The following is a 14,766-nucleotide window of genomic DNA, read 5'->3' as shown; positions in this document are numbered from 1 at the left end:
CTCCACCGTATTGGGCCGGTGAACAGTCGTCCCCAGTTGCCGTAACACCCGGGCGGTCCCAGGCTGCGGACCGTAGGTTGGTGCCGAACGTCAGGACGAAGGAGACCTCGTGGCAGAGAACAACGGACAGGCGAACATCGGCGTGGTCGGTCTGGCGGTGATGGGTTCGAACCTCGCTCGGAACCTCGCCTCGCGGGAGGGCAACACCGTCGCGGTCTACAACCGCACGTACGCCCGCACCGAGGAACTGCTGAACGAGCACGCGGACGCCGGCTTCATCGCGTCCGAGTCGATCGACGACTTCGTGGCCTCGCTGTCCAAGCCCCGCACGGCCATCATCATGGTGCAGGCGGGCAAGGGCACCGACGCGGTCATCGAGCAGCTCGCGGAACGGTTCGAGGACGGCGACATCATCGTCGACGGCGGCAACGCCAACTTCCACGACACCATCCGCCGTGAGCACGACCTGCGCGACAAGGGTCTCAACTTCGTCGGGACCGGCATCTCGGGCGGTGAAGAGGGTGCCCTGAAGGGTCCGTCGATCATGCCCGGCGGTTCGAAGGAGGCATGGGAGACCCTCGGCCCGATCCTCAAGTCGATCGCCGCCGTCGCCGAGGGCGAGCCCTGCGTCACCCACATCGGGACCGACGGTGCCGGCCACTTCGTGAAGATGGTGCACAACGGCATCGAGTACGCCGACATGCAGCTCATCGCCGAGTCGTACGACCTGCTCCGCCGCGTCGGCGGGCTGTCCGTCGAGGACCTGGTGAAGGTGTTCGACGAGTGGAACGGCGGCGACCTCGAGTCCTACCTGATCGAGATCACCGTCGAGGTCCTCAAGCAGCAGGACGCCGACACGGGCAAGGCCCTCGTCGACGTCATCCGCGACGAGGCCGGGTCGAAGGGCACCGGCGTGTGGACCGTGCAGAACGCGGTCGGCCTCGGCATCCCCGTCTCCGGCATCGGCGAAGCGGTGTTCGCCCGCGCGGTGTCGTCCAAGCCGGTCCAGCGCGCTGCGGTGCAGAAGGCCTTCCCCGACCGTCCCGCCATCGCCGAGGTCCCGGACGGGTTCGAGGACGACGTCCGTGCGGCGCTCTACGCGTCGAAGGTCGTCGCGTACGCACAGGGCTTCGACCTCATCATCGCCGGGGCCAAGGAGTACGGCTGGGACATCAACCTCGGCAACATCGCGAAGATCTGGCGCGGCGGCTGCATCATCCGCGCGCAGTTCCTCAACCGCATCGTCGAGGCGTACGACAAGAACCCCTCGCTCGAGTCGCTGCTGGTGGACCCGTACTTCGCGAACGCCGTGCAGGAGGGCGAGGCCGCGTGGCGTCGCATCGTCGGCATCGCGGCGGCGTCGGGGATCCCGGCGCCGGGGTTCTCGTCCGCGCTGTCGTACTTCGACTCGCTCGCCTCCGACCGCCTGCCCGCCGCGCTCATCCAGGGGCAGCGGGACTTCTTCGGCGCGCACACCTACCAGCGCATCGACAAGGACGGCACCTTCCACACGCTCTGGTCGGACGACGACCGGCGTGAGGTCGAACAGGAACCGTCGACCCACTAGGCAGCGGCGACGACCGCACCACGGAGGGCCTCGCCGATCGGCGGGGCCCTCCGGTGTTCCCCGCCACGCGCTACGCGCTACGCGACGATGCGTTCGCGCGCGAGGTCGGCCACGAGCCGCTCCATCCGCGGGCCCCGGCCCAGCATCCGCCGCGAGCCCGGCGCCGCACGGACGAAGAACGTCGCCACCGCTGTCGTGTCGTCGGGCCGGACGTAGTGCATGGCGATCGCCCATGACCGGCCGTCGCCGTGCACGTCCTCGAGGCCGACGTGCACCATCCGGCTCCACCGGATCACGAGCAGCCGGGTCGCACGACGTTCCTCGAGTTCCCACAGCGAAGCCTCGGTCGCACCGAAGGCCCACGTCACCCGGTGCCCGAGCGCGACGTCCGGCCGGACGGACTCCACCGATGCCCGGAGCTCCGGGGTCGGTGCCGCCGGGACGAGCCACACCGTCGGGTCGATCCGGCGGATCGCGAGGGCCAGGGCTTCGTCCTCGTGCCGCCGTCGGAGCGACCAGCCCCGCAGCACGGCACCGGCGATCACGAGGAGGCCGACACCGATCACGGCGACCTCGGCGATGCCGAAGAAGGTCAGGTCCGCGTCGGGCGTGGTGGACACCACGATGATGCGTGCCGTGAGCAGGGCCGCCCACACGCCGACGATGATCCAGCGCAGCACCAGGAGGCGTCGTGCCTGCGACATCGGGTGGCGGTCCCGTCGCCGGGCGCGACCGAAGCGCGGGACACGGTCGGGACGCCTCAGCACCCCTCGATCCTCGCATGCTCCACCCGCGACCGGCTGGCCGGCACCGGTGAACGCCCGACGAACCAGCGGACCCGCTCGTGCGGGGTACGGGTCGTCCACGGGCGCGGACACCGCCGGCTCTGTCCACCGCATGCACGACTGTCAGCACACACGCGGCACGGTCGACCTACGCTCGGCCCGTGACCACTGACCTCGCGCCCGCCCCCGTGGCGGTCTCGCGCCCCCGCCTGCTCGCGGCCGCGACGGGCATCGTCGCCGCGCTCGCGTTCTTCGCCGCCGCGGAACTCGGTGCCCTCGTCCTCGGTGGTGCCGGCAGCCCCCTCGTCGCGGTCGGTTCGGCGGTCATCGACCTCGCGCCCCCGGGCGCGAAGGACCTCATGGTCACGCTCTTCGGCACCGGCGACAAGGTCGCGCTGTTCGTGCTCATGGCGGTCATCGTCGCCGTGGTCAGCGCCGGGGCGGGCATCCTCGAACGCGCCCGCCCGCCGTTCGGGGCCCTGGTCTTCGCCGTGGGCGGTGTCCTCTCGCTCCTGGCCGTCACCACCCGTTCCGGCAGCGGCACGCTGGACGGGGCTCCGTCCGTGCTCGGGGTCGCCGCGGCCGTCATCGTGCTCCGGCTGCTCACCGCCAGGCTCCGCCGGTGGGAGTCGGCAGCCGCCGTGCCCTCCGCCGCACCGCGACCCGCCTCTGCGGAACGTCGCGCCTTCCTGGTCTGGGGTGTGACGGCGGCGGCCGTCGCGGTCGTGGTGGGCGGCGCCTCCCGTCTGGGCACCGCCGCCGCGCAGGCGACCGCTGCCGCACGCCGGGCCGTCCGGCTGCCGGCCCCGGCGACCACCGCACCCGCGGTCCCGGCCGGGGCGTCGCTCGACGTCGAGGGCATCACGCCCTACGTCACCCCGAACAGCGACTTCTACCGGATCGACACCGCGCTGCGGGTGCCGTCGGTCGACACCGCCGACTGGAAGCTCCGCATCCACGGAGCCGTCGACCACGAGGTCGAGCTCACGTGGGACGACCTGCTCGCCCTCCCACTCGAGGAACACCACGCGACGCTGAGCTGCGTCTCGAACGAGGTGGGCGGGGACCTCATCGGCACCGCGCTCTGGCTCGGCTACCCGATCCGGAAGCTGCTCGAGCGCGCCGTGCCCCACGCGAGTGCCGACATGGTGCTGTCGCGCAGCATCGACGGGTTCACGGCGGGCACGCCCCTCGACGTCCTGCAGGACGAGGGGACGGCCGCGCTGCTCGCCGTGGGGATGAACGGCGAGCCGCTGCCACCGGAGCACGGGTTCCCGGTGCGCATGGTGGTCCCCGGGCTCTTCGGCTACGTGTCCGCGACGAAGTGGGTCACCGAGCTCGAGGTCACGCGGTTCGCCGACGCCCAGGGCTACTGGACGCCGCGCGGCTGGTCGGAACGCGGTCCGGTCAAGCTGGAGTCGCGCATCGACACCCCGCGCGCGGGCGCGACGGTCGACGCCGGTTCGACGGTGGCGATCGCCGGGGTCGCGTGGCAGCCGCACACAGGGGTGAAGGGTGTGCAGGTCCGGGTCGGGGACGGCGCGTGGGAAGAGGCGACCCTCGCGGACTCCGTCTCGGCCGACACGTGGCGGCAGTGGGTCTACCGGTGGACGCCGACGACGGGGTCGCACCGCATCCAGGTCCGCGCAGTGAGCGCCGACGGTGAAGTGCAGACGAGCGTCGAGCGGCCCCCGGCTCCGAACGGGGCGTCGGGATGGCACACGGTCGAGGTCCGCGCGGCCTGAGACGGTGTGGACCGTCCGTCGTCACGGACAGGAGGCGCGGCGCGCCTCGACGACGCGGGTCGCCTCGACGACGCGGGTCGCCTCGACGACGCGGGTCACCTCGACGACGCGGATCGTCTCAGGCGGGACGCGTCGCCACGACACAGGTCCCGTCGACCTCGTCGTCGGACTCGACGGCCACCGCGAGGCCCGCAGCCTCGAAGACGGCCGCCGACGTCGGTGCCTGCGCAGCCGACACCTCGATGACGACCGCACCCCCGGGTCGGAGCCACTCCCCCGCCCCCGACGCGATCCGCCGGTGCAGGTCGAGCCCGTCCACCCCGCCGTCGAGCGCGACACGGTGCTCGTGGTCGCGGGCCTCCGACGGCATCATCGGGATGGACCCCGTCGGCACGTAGGGCGCGTTCACGGCGATGACGTCGACGAGCCCGCGGAACCGGTCGGGCAGCGGCGCGAAGAGGTCCCCGGCGACGACGATCCCGCGGTCGCCGATGTTCTCCGCAGCGACGTCGACCGCCGCCGGGTCGATGTCCGCCGCGACGAGGTCGAGGGCACCGACACGACCGAGGAGCGCGACCGAGATCGCCCCGGCACCGCAGCAGAGGTCCACGACACGGTCGTAGCGGTGCAACCGGCGTGCGGCGTGCTCCACGACGGCCGTGGTGCGGGCCCGGGGCACGAAGACGCCCGGCGTCACGCGGAGGCGGTGCCCGTCGAACGCCGCCCAGCCGAGCACGTACTCGAGCGGTTCGCCGCCGAGCCGCCGCTGCACGAGCGCTCGCAGGCGAACCGCGTCCCCGTCACCGGCCTCGAGCAGGAGGTCCGCTTCGTCCTCGGCGAAGACGCTGCCCGCGGCCCGGAGCCGGGCCGCGAGCGCGTCGCGCACGGGTGCGGTCAAGCGGCGCCGTCGAACATCGAGGTGACCGACCCGTCGTCGAAGACCTCGTGGATGGCGCGTGCGATGAGCGGTGCGATCGGCAGGACCTCGAGGCGGTCCCAGCGCTTGTCCTCCGGCAGCGGCAGGGTGTCGGTGACGACGACCCGGTCGATGAACTCGCTCTGGAGCAGCTCCGTCGCGGGGTCGGAGAACACCGCGTGCGTCGCCGCGACGACCACGCCGGTGGCACCGGCGGCCTTGAGCGCCTCTGCTGCCTTGGCGATGGTGCGGCCGGTGTCGATCAGGTCGTCGACGAGCAGGCACACGCGACCCGAGACGTCACCGACGATCTCGTGGACGGACACCTGGTTCGGCACGAGCGGGTCGCGGCGCTTGTGGATGATGGCGAGCGGCGCGCCGAGCTTCTCCGACCAGATGTCGGCGACGCGCACGCGGCCCATGTCCGGCGAGACGACCGTCAGCGTCGACGGGTCGAGGGTCTGCTGGAAGCGCTCGAGCAGGACCGGCATGGCGAACAGGTGGTCGACCGGGCCGTCGAAGAAGCCCTGGATCTGTGCGGCGTGCAGGTCGACGCTCATGATGCGGTGCGCACCAGCGGCCTTGAACAGGTCGGCGACGAGTCGCGCCGAGATCGGCTCGCGACCACGGCCCTTCTTGTCCTGCCGCGCGTACGGGTAGAACGGCGCGACGACGGTGATGCGCTTCGCCGACGCGCGCTTCAGGGCGTCGACCATGATGAGCTGCTCCATGAGCCACTCGTTGATCGGCGCGGTGTGGGACTGGATGACGAACGCGTCACAGCCGCGGACCGACTCGTCGAAGCGGGCGTAGAGCTCCCCGTTCGCGAAGGTCCGTGCATCGGTCGGGACGAGGTCCACGCCGAGTTCCTCGGCGATCTCGGCCGAGAGCGCCGGGTGTGCTCGCCCTGAGACGAGGACGAGTCGTTTCTGGCCGGTCGTTTTGATTCCGGACAAGTGCGGTGCTCACTCCCTGACCCCGCGGGGCCGTGTTGATCGGCCCGAGAGCCGTCAGATCTGTTCGCCGTTCGCGCGCCGAGCGGCCTCGGCAGCCGGCGAACCGGGTCGGTGTTCCTCGACCCATCCGTCGGTGTTGCGCTGTGGGGCGTAGCTGATCGCCAGCGACCCGGCAGGGACGTCCTTGCGGACGGTCGTACCCGCGCCGGTGTACGCTCCGTCACCAATCCTAACCGGGGCGACGAACACGTTGTGCGACCCTGTACGGACGTTCGAGCCGACCTCGGTCCGGTGCTTGTGCACCCCGTCGTAGTTCGCCGTGATCGTGTTCGCGCCGATGTTCGAGTCCTCGCCCACCTCGGCGTCGCCGATGTACGACAGGTGCGGCACCTTGCTGCCCCGGCCGATCGTCGCGTTCTTCGTCTCGACGAAGGTGCCGATCTTGCCCCCGTCGCCGAGGATCGTGCCCGGTCGCAGGTAGGCGAACGGCCCGACGGAGGCGCCGTCGCCGATGACCGCGAGGGTGGCGTCGACGCGGTTCACCACGGCGCCGACGCCGACCTCGGTGTCGCGCAGGGTGGTGTCCGGCCCGACGACCGCGCCCGAGGCGATCGCAGTGGCGCCGATGAGCTGGGTGCCCGGGAGGACCTCGGCGTCGGGTTCGATCGAGACGTCGAGGTCGATCCACGTCGTCGCCGGGTCCTGGACGGTGACCCCAGCGAGCTGGTGGCGGCGCACGATGCGCGCGTTCAGCACCCGGGCGGCGTCGGACAGCTGCGCCCGGTCGTTGATGCCGGCGACGAGCCACGGGTCGGTCAGCGTGACGACGTCGATGCGCGCGCCCCGCGCTCCGATGAGTGCCGGCGCGTCGGTGATGTACTTCTCGCCCTGCGCGTTCGCCGTGGTGAGCGACGGCAGGACCGCACGGAGGTGCGTGACGTCGAAGGCGTAGATGCCCGCGTTGGCCTCGGTGATGGTCAGCTGCTCGGCGGTCGCGTCCTTGTGCTCGACGACCCCGACGAACGCGCCGTCGGCGTCGCGGACGATGCGGCCGAGGCCGGTCGGGTCCGGTGCGATCGCGCTCACGAAGGTGGCGCCGTTGCCGCCGCCGACGTGAGCGTCCACGAGTGCTCGGAGCGACACCGCGTCGAGCAGCGGCACGTCGCCGGACAGCACGACGACGGCGCCGTCGAAGTCCGCCGGAAGCGCCTGCACCGCGACCTCGACCGCACGGCCGGTGCCGGGGACGTCGTCCTGGTCGACCACGATGGCGTCGGGCGCACGCTCGGTGACCTCGGCCGCGACGAGCTCCCGTTCGTGCCGCACGACGACGGCGACGTGCTCGGGCTCGAGGGACGACGCCGTCCGGAGCACGTGCGCGATGAGCGGCAGCCCGGCGAGGCGGTGCAGGACCTTCGGGGTGGACGACTTCATGCGCGTGCCCTGCCCGGCGGCGAGGACGACGACGGCGATGCGCTGGTCGGTCATGGCTCCATCCTGGCGCACGCTCGCTGCGGAGTCCGGCGGAACCGCGCCAGGGGCGCAACCGTGCGCGGAACCGCAGCCTGCAGGCGGGCCCACACCGCGCCTCCTGGCACCGCCCGACGGGAGGCGTCAGCCGAGGTCCGCCGCGTCACCCGTGCCGCACTTCGACACGCCGCTCATGGTGGTCTTGGTCGTCGCAGCGCCGAACTGGATGCGCTCGACGGCGCCGCCGCCGCCGTTCACCAGGTACCGCTTCGCACCCGACGTCATCTCGTCCGTCGAGTACTCCACCTTCAGTCCGTCCGCCACCCAGGCCGTGCCCACCGCCTTCGTCACGGCCTCCGGGTCGTCGACGCCCGCACCGGTCCGGACGATGTTGTAGAGCGCGCCCGCCGAGCCGTCCGCGAGCACGCAGTCCTGCGCGTACTCGTCGGACTGGTCCGCGTCCCAGTCGACCCCCGAACGGCGCATCGTCTCCTCGACGGAGTCTGCCGCCTGTCGGCGCTGGTGCTCTGCGGTCGGTGCAGCCTGCACGGTGTCCTCCTTGGTCGGGGTGCCCGCCGCGCAGCCCGCGAGCAGGATCGCGGCGAGCAGCACCGTCCCGATCACCGTCGGTCGCCTGGAGGAGATCGGCGTCGAACGCCGCCCCCACACGCTCACCCGAGCTCCGATGCCACGACGACCGCAGGGGCGCGCACGGACGCCCGCACCTCAGCCGAGGTCCGCTGCGTCACCCGTCCCGCAGCGGGAGACCGCGGCGAGCGAGCTTCGAACGGTCGCCGCCCCGAACTGGATGCGCTCGACGGCACCACCCGCCCCCTTGACGACGAACTGCCGGCTGCCGTCGTTGAGCGACGACTCCGAGTACTTGACGGTCAACCCGTCCGCAGCCCACGACCGGCCGACGGTCCGCACCGCAGCCTCGGGGTCGGGAACTCCCGCGCCGATGCGGGCGAGGTTGTAGAGCGCTCCGGACGTGCCGTCACCGAGGAGGCACTCCTGGGCGTACTCGTTCGCCTGCGAGTCGTCCCACGTGACGCCCGACGTCCGCATGGTCGCGTCGACGTAGGCGGCGGCGAGATCACGCTGGTGCTGGACGGTCGGTGTGCTCGGTGTGGTCTCCACGGAGGTGCCTCCTGTCGGCGGACCCGAACACGCGGCGAGCGCCAGTGTCAGGGCGAGGGTCAGGGCGAGTGCGGGCCCGGCTGCCGTGCCTCGCGGGCGTCCGATCACAGTGTCGGTCCCATCAGGTTGTCGAAGTAGTCCTGCTGCAGGGCGCTCACCCCGGCGTCGTCCGCGGGAGTGAGGTCCTCGCCTCCCACGAACGTAGCCTGCGCGACGTTGTCGAGCGACTCGGTCCCGAGGTTGAAGTACCCCTGGCTGCCGCCGTAGCCGATCGGGTCGTGTGTGGTCACGCCGGCACCCTCGCCGGGGTCCCCACCGTTCGTCCCGAAGGTCGTCGCGCCGAACGAGGCGTCCATCGGGTCCTGGCGACCGCTGCCTGCTCGGCCGACCCAGGCCCACTGGTCTCGCGGGTCGTCCGTGAACGGGATACCGGGGCTCCCCTGGCCGGCGTAGACGTGGTCGGCCGCGATACCAGACGCACCTCCGACGTCCTGCTCGATGCCTGCCGAGGCGACGCTGACGAAGGAATCGACGTGCACACCGTGATCGTGGAGCGCGTCCGATGCCACCGTGGTCCCGTAGGAGTGCCCGACCACGTTGAGTGTCGGCGAATCGGGACGCGCCGCCCCGAAGCCGAGGAGGTCGGCACTGAGCCGGTCCGCCCCGGCCCGGGCCGCGTCGCCGTGCAGGACACCCATCGTGGTGAGGCCGCTCGGTACCGGCGGCGCCTCGTAGTTCATCCACGCGACGACCGCGTGCTCGGCGCCGGTCGCGTTCTTGCCCTCCTGCGCCGTCCAGAGGTTCTGGGCCGCGGTGGTCCACCCGGTCGTGTCCTTGGTCGTCGTGCCCATCCCGGGCACCATGTACGTCACGTTCTCCGCGGTGTCCACGTCACCGACCGCCACCGCAGCGAGCGGCGGCTGGTGGTCGGTGGCGAGGGTGAGCAGCGCGCGACCGGGCTTCGCCGTCGACGCCAGGGTCTTCTCGATGTTCCGGTACGCGTCGAGGTTCGCCTGCGCCGCCTCGATCGACTGGTCCGCCGCCTGCGACGCCGGCCACCCGAGCCCCACGCGCCGGTCCTTCGCGTCCGCGAGGTCCTGCTCGGCCTGGGCCACGGCCGACACGAGCGTCATCCGGTTCGCCCGGTCCCGCGCCCAGGCCGGCAGCCCCGCGAGGTTGCCGACGACCGCGGGCAGCGATGCGATGAGCGCGTCCTGGGCGGCGCTGTGCTCGGCGCCGGTCGTGTCCTTCCCACCGCCCAGGGTCTTCCAGAGCGCGGCGACCTCGTCGGGCGACATGTCGGCGATGCGGTCGGCGAGGTTGCGGTCGAGCATCAGGAGCGCGCCGAGTTCGGTCGGCGACAGGCCCGCGAGCATCGACGCGAGGTCCTCGTCGGACGCGCCGACACCACGTCCCTCGATGCTGCCGAGGCGTCCGAGCGTCTCGGGGCCGGTGATCACCCGGAGCAGCGCCTGGTCGGCCGTCGTGCGGTCCTGCACGAGCTGCTCCCACCGGGCGTCGAGCGCTGCGGACCGGTCGCCGGCGTCGGCGATCGCCCGCTCCGCGTTCGCGAGGCTCTTGGCGTCCGCCTCGGTCGCGTCGTCGGCCTTCGCGGCGGAGCGCAGCGTCGGCAGCGTGAGCTGCTGTCCGGCGAGCTCGGCCGCGACGGTCCCGCGCTGCAGGCGGATCGCGTCCGCGTCGTCCTTGATGCGCTGGACGTCCTTCGCGTACTGGTCGAAGGCGTCCCCGGCGGCGTCGAAGAGCGCCACGAGGCCGGACGCGCTCGGCCGCATCTCGTCGAGCAGTGCTGCGAAGCGGGTCTGCGCGTCGCCCTTCCACGTCGGCGATGCGGTGACGTCGGACGCCCCGGCGATCTTCGCCAGGGCGTCCTGCACGGCGTCGGCCCGGTCGTGCCAGTGCTTCCCCAGGGCGGTGATGCCGGCGGGGTCGCCGACGTCCGGCTCCTCGCCGCTCACTTGCCGTCCGCCTGCTTCGCGAGGGCGGCTTCCTGCGCGTCGACCTGCGCACCGAGGTCGTGCGGGAAGGTCGCGGCCTGCTCGAGGGCCGCGTCGACGGCGTCGATCATGCCCTGGTGGGCGAGCGACAGGCCGGCGGTGCGGCTGACCACCTCGGTCACGCCGAGGCAACCGGTGTCGAGGCCCGTGAACCGGGCGGTGTCCGCACCGAGTGCGGTCCGGGCGTCGGTCAGCGCGGTCGCGACCGCCGCGAGCGTCTCCGACTCGATCCGCAGTTCTGCGGCCCCCATGCGTTCCCCCCGTCGTTCCCCCGTGGACGTCGGAGACGATAGCACCACGGTCTCCGACACGCTCGGACTCAGCGCCCGTCCACCGGCTCCCGCTTGACGAACGCCATGAGCACCAGCCCCGCCACGAGCACCACGACGACCCCGAGGATCCCGTACCGCGTCGATCCGCCGACCGTCACCGCCACCCCGAAGAGCGCCGGCGCGAGGAACGACGCCGCGCGCCCGGTCGTGGCGTACAGGCCGAAGAGCTCGCCCTCGCGGCCGGGCGTCGCCAACCGCGCCAGGTACGCCCGCGAGGACGACTGGACCGGCCCGACGAACAGCGCCAGCGTCAGGCCGAGGACCCAGAAGCCCGCGGGGACGTTCCCCACCGCGAACACGCCGATCCCGCACACCGCGAGCCCGACGAGCGACACCGTGATGATCGCGCGTGAACCGAACCGGTCGTCGAGCCTGCCGGACAGGAACGTGGCGATGCCCGCGACGATGTTGGCCGCGATGGCGAAGAGGATCACCTGCGACGGGCTGAAGCCGAACACCTGCGCGGCGACGATCCCGCCGAAGGTGAACACGGCGCCGACGCCGTCGCGGAACACCGCGCTCGCCAGCAGGAACGCGAGGACGTTCCGGCGCTCGCGCCAGAGCCGCGCGATGTCCCGCCCGAGGTCCCGGTACGCCCCGAGCAGGGTGCCGGCGCGCGAACGGTCCGGCGCGGCCTCGGGGACGGTGACGAACAGCGGGATCGAGCTCACCGCGAGCCACACGGCGGCGATGCCGATCGCGACGCGGACGTCCCACTGCCCCGAAGCCACGGTCGCGGGGAGCTGCAGGAGCCCCGCGACGTCGCCCCCGCCGAAGTCCTGGATGCAGAGCACGAGCAGGACGACGAGCAGCACGATGCCGCCGAAGTACCCGGCCGCCCAGCCGATCGCCGAGACGCGTCCGGTCTGCTCCCCCGACGCGACCTGTCCGAGCATCGCGTTGTAGCCGACGCTCGCGATCTCGTAGGCGACGGTCCCGATGCCGAGCAGGGCCGCACCGAGCAGCAGGTACGGCTGGCTCGGCGCGACGAACACCATGCCGCCGATCGAGAGCGCGATGCCGATCGTGGCGATGAGCACCGACCGGCGCCGGTGCCCGGACGTGTCCGCCAGGCGTCCGACCGCCGGGGCGACGAGCGCGACCACGATGCCGGCGATCGTCAGTGCCGTCGACACGACGGCCGCGTTGTGCGCGAGCTCCCGCTCGACGAGCGCCTTCCCGGCGGCGGACGTGTCGGCGACGAGCGCCGGGTCGACGAACGCGCGGCTCGCCAGGTACGTGCTGAAGACGAAGGTCGTCACGACCGCGTTGAACGCCGCGGATCCCCAGTCCCACAGAGCCCAGGACACGAGGGCGCGGCGGTCGGTGCGCTGCGGCACGGCAGCCGCGGGTGAAGCCGTCATGCGCGAACCGTAGCGCGTCCGGGTGTCGCGGCGGTGGCCCCAGTGGGGGCGTCCCGACGCGGGTCGCGTGCCCTGGTGGCGACTCCAGGACGGACGGGAGGGACGGTGCGGGCCCGCCCCGTCCCTCCCGTCCGTCGTCCGGTCACGTCGCGGACGGCACGCCACCCGGGTAGACGACCGACTTGAGCGACTCGGGGTCGGTGTCGCTCTCGAGGGCCTCGCGGACGTCGCCGAGGCCGAAGCGACCCGTGACCAGCGAGTCCAGGTCCACCTGTCCCGACGCGACCAGCTCGATCGCGACCGGCCACGTGCCGGTGTACCGGAAGATCCCGGTGACGGTGACCTCGAGGTTCTGGATGTGCTCGACCGGCAGCGTCATCTCGGAGTTGCCGAGCCCGACGAGGACGGCGGCCCCGGCCGGTCCGACGGCCTTGATGCCGTCGGAGACGGCCCGCGGTGCACCACTGGCGTCGATGAAGGCGTCGAACGGCGGCAGGTCGGACGCCACGGAGACCACGGTGGGGTCGACGGTCTCGGTCGCGCCGAAGGAGAGCGCACGCTCGCGGCGCTCCGGGACGAGGTCGCTGATGACGATCCGCGAGGCGCCGAACGCCCTCGCGGCCTGCGCGCAGATGATGCCGATCGGACCGGCCCCGGCGATGAGCACGCTCGACCCGGGGACGATCCCGGCCTTGCGGACCGCGGCGATGCCGACGGAGAGGGGTTCGAGCAGGGCTCCGGCCTCGAACGACACCGAGTCGGGCAGCGTGTGCGCGAACTCGGACTCGATCGTGACGAACTCGGCGAACGCCCCGTCCACCGGCGGCGTCGCGTAGAAGCGCATGTGCGGGCAGAGGTTGTACCGCCCGGCGAGGCACTGGGGGCAGCGGTGGCACGGTCGCTGCGGCTCGATCGCCACGCGCTCCCCGACGCGGGACGGGTCGACGCCCTCGCCGACCGCGGTGATCGTGCCGGAGAGCTCGTGGCCGAGCACGAGGGGCTCCTCGACGACGAAGTCCCCGATCCGGCCGTGCCGGTAGTAGTGCACGTCGGAGCCGCACACGCCGACCGCGGCGACCCGGACGAGGACGTCGCCGGGGTCGACCGCGGGGACGGGGCGGTCCTCGACGGTGAGGTCCTGGGTGCCGAGCAGCACGCTGACGCGCTGGGTGGAGGTCATGCGGTTCTCGCTTCCTCGGCCGCGTCGTCGCGGCCGGACGGATGGGTGGTCGTGGGGGTGGGTGTGGCTGTGGCTGTGGCCGACACCGCGTCGGTGATCCGGTCCGGGTCGCGCAGCAGTGCGCCGAACGCGATCTCGGCGGCCCCGTGCTCGAGCACGTCGGACCCGAGCGCGGCCGGCACGATGCGGAGCCGGTCGGCGGTCCCGGTCATCGACTGCGCTCGGACGTCGTCGAGGATCCGGTCGCCGACGTGGTCGAGCAGCACGCCGAGGAAGCCGCCGAGCACGACGACCGACGGGTTCACGGTGTGGATCGCGTTGCGGAGGGCCGTGGCGAGGGCGGTCACCTGGCGGTCCACGACCCGTTCGACCTCGGGTCGGCCCTCGGCGAGCGCCGCGGCGAGGGCGACCAGGTCGTCCGGAGCGGTCCCGGCCGCGGTCGCCAGGGCGTCACGGGAGGCCTCGGTCTCGAGGCAGCCGACGGCACCGCAGTGGCACCGGATGCCGTTCGCCGCGACGAAGGTGTGTCCGAGCTCGCCCGCGTACCCGTCGGCACCGCTCAGCGGACGGCCGGCCGTGATGACCCCGCCGCCGATGCCGCTCGCGCCGCCGTTGAGGTACACGAGGTCGTCGACGCCCCGGCCGCTGCCGGCGAGCCGTTCCGCCCAGGCGCCGAGGTTGGCGTCGTTCGCGGCCCGCACCGGCAGTCCGGTCCGTTCGGCGAGGGGCTCGGCGAAGGGCGCGTCGTGCCAGCCGAGGTGCGGTGCGTACTGGACGGTCCCGTCCTCCACCCGGACCGTCCCGGGCACGGCGACCCCGATCCCGACGAGCCGGAGCGTCGCGGTGCCGGCCGACCCCGGACGGATCCGGTCGAGCAGCCCGGCGACGGTCTCGACGGCCTCCGCGGGCGTGGGCGGACGGTGCTGCGGTTCGACGAGGCGGCTCCGCACCGTGCCGTCGAGCCCGACGAGGGCGACCGAGACGGCGTCGACCTCGACCGTGACGGCGGCGGCCACGACGTCCGGCGCGGCCCGGACGACCGGACTCGGCCGCCCGACGCCGGTCCCCGGTGCCCCGGCGGCGGGGAGGTCCTCGTGCAGGAGGCCGCGGTCGACGAGTTCGCCGACGAGCGCGAGGGTCGTCGAGCGGTTCAGGCCGGTGCGCCGGGTGATCTCGGCGCGGGTGATCGGCCCCTCCTCGTGGACGAGCCGGAGGACGCGCGCCGCGTTGCCCGGCGCGGGCGCGGGCGCAGGCGTCGCGGCGGTCGTGCTCGTCATCGGTCCCTCGTCGTGGTCG

General features: G+C 72.8%; 13 protein-coding genes. 2 read left to right on the top strand and 11 right to left on the bottom strand.

Annotated features, from left to right (window positions below):
- The first annotated feature begins 109 nt into the window (after positions 1-109).
- Entirely contained in the window at positions 110-1,567 is a 1,458-nt protein-coding gene (gndA, locus tag ACIPKM_RS05545) for an NADP-dependent phosphogluconate dehydrogenase (protein WP_083403280.1), read from the top strand.
- 77 nt (positions 1,568-1,644) lie between these two features.
- On the opposite strand, the gene ACIPKM_RS05540 is transcribed toward gndA, so the two are convergent.
- The gene (locus tag ACIPKM_RS05540; protein WP_139199359.1) at positions 1,645-2,271 is read right to left on the bottom strand and encodes a hypothetical protein; all 627 of its coding nucleotides are present in this window, start codon (positions 2,269-2,271) and stop codon (positions 1,645-1,647) included.
- Between the two features lie 242 nt (positions 2,272-2,513).
- Here ACIPKM_RS05540 and ACIPKM_RS05535 point away from each other — a divergent pair, with 242 nt between their 5' ends.
- Positions 2,514-4,097 (top strand): molybdopterin-dependent oxidoreductase, encoded by a 1,584-nt coding sequence (locus ACIPKM_RS05535; RefSeq protein ID WP_402736337.1) that lies wholly within the window; start codon positions 2,514-2,516, stop codon positions 4,095-4,097.
- Positions 4,098-4,215: 118 nt separating this feature from the next.
- On the opposite strand, the gene ACIPKM_RS05530 is transcribed toward ACIPKM_RS05535, so the two are convergent.
- The 10 genes from ACIPKM_RS05530 to ACIPKM_RS05485 all read right to left on the bottom strand — a co-directional run bounded on the left by ACIPKM_RS05530 (position 4,216) and on the right by ACIPKM_RS05485 (position 14,747).
- Entirely contained in the window at positions 4,216-4,995 is a 780-nt protein-coding gene (locus ACIPKM_RS05530; protein WP_402736336.1) for a putative protein N(5)-glutamine methyltransferase, read from the bottom strand.
- Positions 4,992-5,969, bottom strand: coding sequence for a ribose-phosphate diphosphokinase (locus tag ACIPKM_RS05525; RefSeq protein ID WP_022907051.1), 978 nt, complete (start codon positions 5,967-5,969; stop codon positions 4,992-4,994). The genes ACIPKM_RS05530 and ACIPKM_RS05525 overlap by 4 nt, the downstream gene beginning before the upstream one ends.
- 54 nt (positions 5,970-6,023) lie before the next feature.
- Entirely contained in the window at positions 6,024-7,457 is a 1,434-nt protein-coding gene (gene glmU, locus ACIPKM_RS05520) for a bifunctional UDP-N-acetylglucosamine diphosphorylase/glucosamine-1-phosphate N-acetyltransferase GlmU (RefSeq protein WP_402717171.1), read from the bottom strand.
- 126 nt (positions 7,458-7,583) lie between these two features.
- The gene (locus ACIPKM_RS05515; protein ID WP_092384336.1) at positions 7,584-8,063 is read right to left on the bottom strand and encodes a hypothetical protein; all 480 of its coding nucleotides are present in this window, start codon (positions 8,061-8,063) and stop codon (positions 7,584-7,586) included.
- Between the two features lie 102 nt (positions 8,064-8,165).
- Positions 8,166-8,579: a hypothetical protein gene (locus ACIPKM_RS05510; protein ID WP_261645685.1), complete on the bottom strand. Its 414-nt coding sequence runs from the start codon at positions 8,577-8,579 to the stop codon at positions 8,166-8,168.
- A 104-nt stretch (positions 8,580-8,683) separates the two neighbouring features.
- Entirely contained in the window at positions 8,684-10,555 is a 1,872-nt protein-coding gene (locus ACIPKM_RS05505; protein WP_402736335.1) for an alpha/beta hydrolase, read from the bottom strand.
- A complete protein-coding gene (locus tag ACIPKM_RS05500; RefSeq protein ID WP_070416800.1) occupies positions 10,552-10,845 on the bottom strand; it encodes a hypothetical protein in 294 nt (97 codons plus the stop codon). Before ACIPKM_RS05500 ends, ACIPKM_RS05505 begins: the two co-directional genes overlap by 4 nt.
- Positions 10,846-10,913: 68 nt before the next feature.
- Entirely contained in the window at positions 10,914-12,290 is a 1,377-nt protein-coding gene (locus ACIPKM_RS05495) for an MFS transporter (protein WP_402736334.1), read from the bottom strand.
- A 142-nt stretch (positions 12,291-12,432) separates the two neighbouring features.
- The gene (locus tag ACIPKM_RS05490; protein WP_261645687.1) at positions 12,433-13,470 is read right to left on the bottom strand and encodes an NAD(P)-dependent alcohol dehydrogenase; all 1,038 of its coding nucleotides are present in this window, start codon (positions 13,468-13,470) and stop codon (positions 12,433-12,435) included.
- Positions 13,467-14,747: an ROK family transcriptional regulator gene (locus ACIPKM_RS05485; RefSeq protein WP_261645688.1), complete on the bottom strand. Its 1,281-nt coding sequence runs from the start codon at positions 14,745-14,747 to the stop codon at positions 13,467-13,469. The genes ACIPKM_RS05490 and ACIPKM_RS05485 overlap by 4 nt, the downstream gene beginning before the upstream one ends.
- Positions 14,748-14,766 lie beyond the last annotated feature (19 nt).

It is taken from the genome of Curtobacterium sp. NPDC086286 (assembly GCF_044746255.1).
Classification (GTDB): Bacteria; Actinomycetota; Actinomycetes; order Actinomycetales; family Microbacteriaceae; genus Curtobacterium.
This window is presented reverse-complemented; position numbering and strand designations above follow the sequence as displayed.